Source organism: Pseudoalteromonas sp. SR45-5 (assembly GCF_014163565.1).
GTDB classification, from domain to species: domain Bacteria; phylum Pseudomonadota; class Gammaproteobacteria; order Enterobacterales; family Alteromonadaceae; genus Pseudoalteromonas; species Pseudoalteromonas distincta.
This window is the reverse complement of sequence record NZ_JACJDN010000347.1, coordinates 1-4,194: the sequence shown is the minus strand read 5'-3', so window position 1 is coordinate 4,194 and position 4,194 is coordinate 1. Positions and strand designations below refer to the sequence as shown.

Below are 4,194 nucleotides of genomic sequence, written 5' to 3'. Positions count from 1 at the left end.
CGTCTGAAATTAGACGCTCTAAGTGCCAGATTTCTAAAATAGGCTCTTCTTTTTTATCGCCTAAATCACGGTACTTACCTTTAAAGCGAACACTAACCTGCCACGATTGCGCGTTTGTATCTGCGCGCACAAGTTCGGCATCAATAAACATCACTTCTGTTTCTACGCTTTGTATAGCTTCACGTTCAGCTTTAAACTCGGCAACAAGTGCAGGGCTTAAGTATTCAGCCATTGTGGTGTAATCGGCATTGTTCCATGCAGTTTGTAGCGTATGGTAATGACTACGGGCACCTTGCAAAAAGCCATTAACGTCAAAGTTAGGTGGTAAATTAAAAGGCACACTTTCACCTTGTGGTGTATTGCTTGCAAAGCCTGTACTTGTTGGTTGCTCAATAGGTGCTTGTTTAAAAGCATTTTGCTGAGCATTTGTACTTGCACTGGCAAGTTGTGGGGCACGATTAGCACGTAAAAAGCCCGTTACTAGCTTAAATAAAATAAAGAGTGCGCCAGCTAATAAAATCATTTCTAATAGCTGAAAACCTTCAAAATCGTCGCCTAACATTGCTGCAATTAAGCCACCCGCTAAAAGCCCTCCAAAAACGCCTGCCATAATGCCTTTTTTATTTGATGTGGCTTTAGGTGTAGCGTTAGGTGTTGTTGTATCTGTTTGTTGTTTTTGCGCTGTTTGTTGTGTTGCAGGTGTCTGTCCGCGTTTACTACTGCCAAATTTTTTACGTGCGTGTGCATCAAAACTGGCAGTACATAATAATGCCAATAATGAAAAAATAACGATGATGTTCTTCATGAAATTCCCTAATTAAAATCGAGCCGCGATTATAATTTACTTTCTTTAGGAATTTAATTAATTACTTTAAAAATCAGAGGTTTTGGGGAGTGAAGAAACGCTTTGTTGGTGAGTATATAATCAAAAAACCGCTCAGTAGAAACTAAGCGGTAAATTTGTCTATTTTAAAGCCAACGAATTGCGCCAGTAACGCGTTCATTGTATGTATCTAGAGGTGCTCCAAGACTTGCCACTAAAATAGTATCAGCTTGTGAGCCACGATTAATGTGACCTTCAAAGCGCTCATCGCGGAAGTTGTCATCCCCAAAACCAAATGATTTATTTTCAGAAGGCACTATAAATACCGTCATAGGACCAAAGTCAGACTCAAATATTAAATGCAGTCCTTTTTCGCCTTTAAAATCACAAAACATGGCATAAGTTACAGCGCCAGGAAGTTCATCAAGATGACCACCTAATACTGCAAGCTTGTCGTTAACGCTTTGTAGGCTAATGGGCTCTTTTTTATCAAGCGCATTAATTTCGTAATACACATGGGCAAGCGCATGCTCACCTGCTTCGTGTGCAATATTTTGCTCTGTACTAAAAAAGAAGGCACTAATCGCCACTACAAAAGACGCTGCTAACGCAAGATGTACACGATCAAACTTAAAACGCGATCGAGCATCAACCATGTTTTTACCAGTTGCTTGTTCTTCTTGGAGTGCTTTTTCTTTTAACGATGTGTTTAAAAGAATGCGGTCTGCAAGATTTTCAGGCACAGGTATATCTAAAGAATCTTGAATGAATTTATCAAAATCTTTCATATCGTTAATAAAACTTTGTCGCTCTGGGTTATTGTCAGCAAACTCCATAAGCTCCTTGTCAATGTCGTTTGGCTGCGCAATAGTGCGGCGACGAAACTCAAGTTCATCCATTATTTTGATGCCCCTTTAAGTTGTTCATCATCACGGCTTAAAGCCTCTTTAAGTTGATTTCTGGCACGGTATAAACGAGTCATTACCGTGTTTTTATTTAAATTAAGTATGCCTGCAATCTCTTCACCAGAGCAGCCCATTACAACTTGCAGTAATAATGGCTCTCGGTATTCATCAGATAGCAGTGCAATCTGGCGTTGAATTACCGTTTGTTCCATTTCATCGTCTAATGAATGGCTGGTTTCATCAACAAGCGTATCGTTTTCTACGTCGCTGTAATCAAACTGTTTACGTTCAAATCGGCGTGCGTTTTCTCTTCGTAATATAGTAAGCAGCCAAGGTTTAGCTGCCTTTTGATCAAGTAAAGAGTCGAGTGAACGCCATGCGCGTAAAAACGTTTCCTGTACTAAATCATCTGCTATGTGCGGATCACGGCATAACCAATAAGCAAAGCGATAAAGCTCTTTATTGTAAACGTGGACCAAGGCTTCATAACGCTTTTGTTTCTCTGCCATATCGATTAAGACCTGATTGTTTGATTTTTTCTTTCCAAGCATAAGCACTTTTTTAATTAAAAATTATTAGTTATTGCAAAAAAAGACCTAAGGTTCGTAGTTATTAATTATAAAGGTCTTTTAATACAGCTTGTTGCGACTTTGATGCCTGAGTTTGATAGTTCTCAAGAATTTTAATAATAGCATTAAGATCCGTGTTTGCGCCTTTATTACTGTAAAGTTGTGCCTGCAATTGGCTAATGAGACCATTAAGCTCGCTGCTGTTTACGCGGATGCAGAGCTCATCAATCGCGCCAACATTTTTATGGGTCACCTTTACAGAAAAGTTATTTAATGCGGTGTAAAAGGCTTTTACATCGTGTGTTTTCGCTAATGCTTTAAGCTCATTTAAGCTTGGCTGAGAAGTACCGCGGGTGTTTAGCTGTAATTTTTCAGTCGTATTTTTAGTAGAACGGCTTATTAAGTAAAAAATTACAGTACCAATCCATAAAATATACCCTAAAGCGGCAAAAACTATTAACCAAAGAGGAGTATCACTTTTAGTTTCAATAGGTTGTGTGCCAGTTGCTTGATTCGAAATATTTTCAAGAGTAGGTGAATTATTTGTACTGGGTTGTGGGTTTGCTATGGCTGTATTAGGCGCGGTAGTACTTGGCGTTACTGTAATAGTACGCTTTGGTAATGTGGCTACGCTAATACGGTTCATCTTGGTATTAAACCAAGGCAGCTTTATTTCAGGCAAAGTATAAGTACCTGGTTTTTGCGGCAGTAAGGCATACGATGCAGTTTGCTGCGACACAACGCGTCCGTCTCGCACTGCATTGTTATTTTCTTTTTGGTCAGGGTAGCTGCGTATGCCATCAATAGTAGGCATAGAGATTTCAGGTAATTGCTCTTTTGTAACTCCAAGCGCGGTAAGCGTAATAGTACGTGTTATAGGCGTACCTACTTCTACTGTGTTGTCGTTAGGTTGCCATTCTTCATCAAGGTTAACCAATTCGCTTGGTAACCATGCGCCTTTATAATCACTCGGGATTGGTTTTATTTCTACTTGCTGATCATCGCCAAGAGCAGATACCTCCAGTTGGCGGTAATTTTGCTGTACTCGCCCTTGAAAAGCGGGGCCTGCAATCGTGTAGGCACCACTTTTTTGTGGTTGAATTAAATACTCACGAGTAATAACAAGGTAGCGTTTGCCATCAACTAGCTCATAACTCTCAGTTTGTTTACCTAATTGGGTTAGCTGAGCATCTTCCATACTTGGTGTGCTTAAGCTGCCATCAAGCAGTTCTTTGGCAAGGTAGAGCTTAACAGTGTAAACACCGGCTTCTTGCACAAATAATGAATTACTCGAGAGTGACGTTTTTAAAAATATTTCGTTATTTTTATCTGCATCAACTGAGCGTTTTGCCACTTTTAACTTAATAGGCTCTGAGGTTAACCCTGCAACGCTAAATGCTGGTATCGTGTAATCACCCTCTGTACGGGTCATTAGTTTAACTGACCACGTAGTTTGTTTATTAATGCTGCCATTAATAATGTTGGTACGAGAGCTTAAGCTCGTCGGGCCTACAACAAAGTCTTTTAACAGCGATGAGGTGTCTGGTTGCTCGCCTTTAACTGTGTCGTCTACCGATATATTAAGCATAAAAAATTCACCCGCTAATACAGGGTTTTTATCTACGCTGGCTTCTAATTTGGTGGCAGCCCACGTAGGCATCGCACTTAATAGCAATAAACAGCAAAATAATCGCATTACCATGATTTTTCGACTCCTGTAGGGCGACGTTTATATTGTCTTTTTTGGGCTTCTAATTGCATTTTATTCCGTAATAAAATAGCCGGATCGTCCGGGATTTTTCTAAGTAGTTGATTAAGCTGTTGTGCTTTTTCTTTTTCTTCATTAGTGAGCTCACTTGCTTGGGCTTGTATAGCTTGCTGTTGAGCATTTTGCTTT

The 4,194-nt window shown here is 39.8% G+C and carries 4 protein-coding genes and 1 pseudogene; all 5 read right to left on the bottom strand.

All coding sequences use genetic code 11. The annotated features are described in order from the left end of the window. Positions 1-805: Tim44 domain-containing protein (locus tag H5072_RS12990; RefSeq protein WP_182693752.1), on the bottom strand; the 805-nt coding region annotated here is incomplete at its 3' end. A gap of 164 nt (positions 806-969) precedes the next feature. Beyond that, the gene (locus H5072_RS12985) at positions 970-1,722 is read right to left on the bottom strand and encodes a DUF3379 family protein (protein WP_024596746.1); all 753 of its coding nucleotides are present in this window, start codon (positions 1,720-1,722) and stop codon (positions 970-972) included. Beyond that, positions 1,722-2,279 (bottom strand): sigma-70 family RNA polymerase sigma factor, encoded by a 558-nt coding sequence (locus tag H5072_RS12980; protein ID WP_032827217.1) that lies wholly within the window; start codon positions 2,277-2,279, stop codon positions 1,722-1,724. The genes H5072_RS12985 and H5072_RS12980 overlap by 1 nt, the downstream gene beginning before the upstream one ends. Positions 2,280-2,340: 61 nt before the next feature. Further along, the gene (locus H5072_RS12975; RefSeq protein ID WP_182693751.1) at positions 2,341-3,999 is read right to left on the bottom strand and encodes a BatD family protein; all 1,659 of its coding nucleotides are present in this window, start codon (positions 3,997-3,999) and stop codon (positions 2,341-2,343) included. After that, a pseudogene (locus H5072_RS12970) lies at positions 3,993-4,194 on the bottom strand (hypothetical protein); the annotation flags it as partial. The pseudogene H5072_RS12970 and the gene H5072_RS12975, both read right to left, overlap by 7 nt.

Coding starts and splice junctions, on each gene's coding strand:
- H5072_RS12985 (WP_024596746.1), bottom strand. CDS start 1,722: ATGGATGAACTTGAGTTTCGTCGCCGCACTATTGCGCAGCCAAACGAC.
- H5072_RS12980 (WP_032827217.1), bottom strand. CDS start 2,279: ATGCTTGGAAAGAAAAAATCAAACAATCAGGTCTTAATCGATATGGCA.
- H5072_RS12975 (WP_182693751.1), bottom strand. CDS start 3,999: ATGGTAATGCGATTATTTTGCTGTTTATTGCTATTAAGTGCGATGCCT.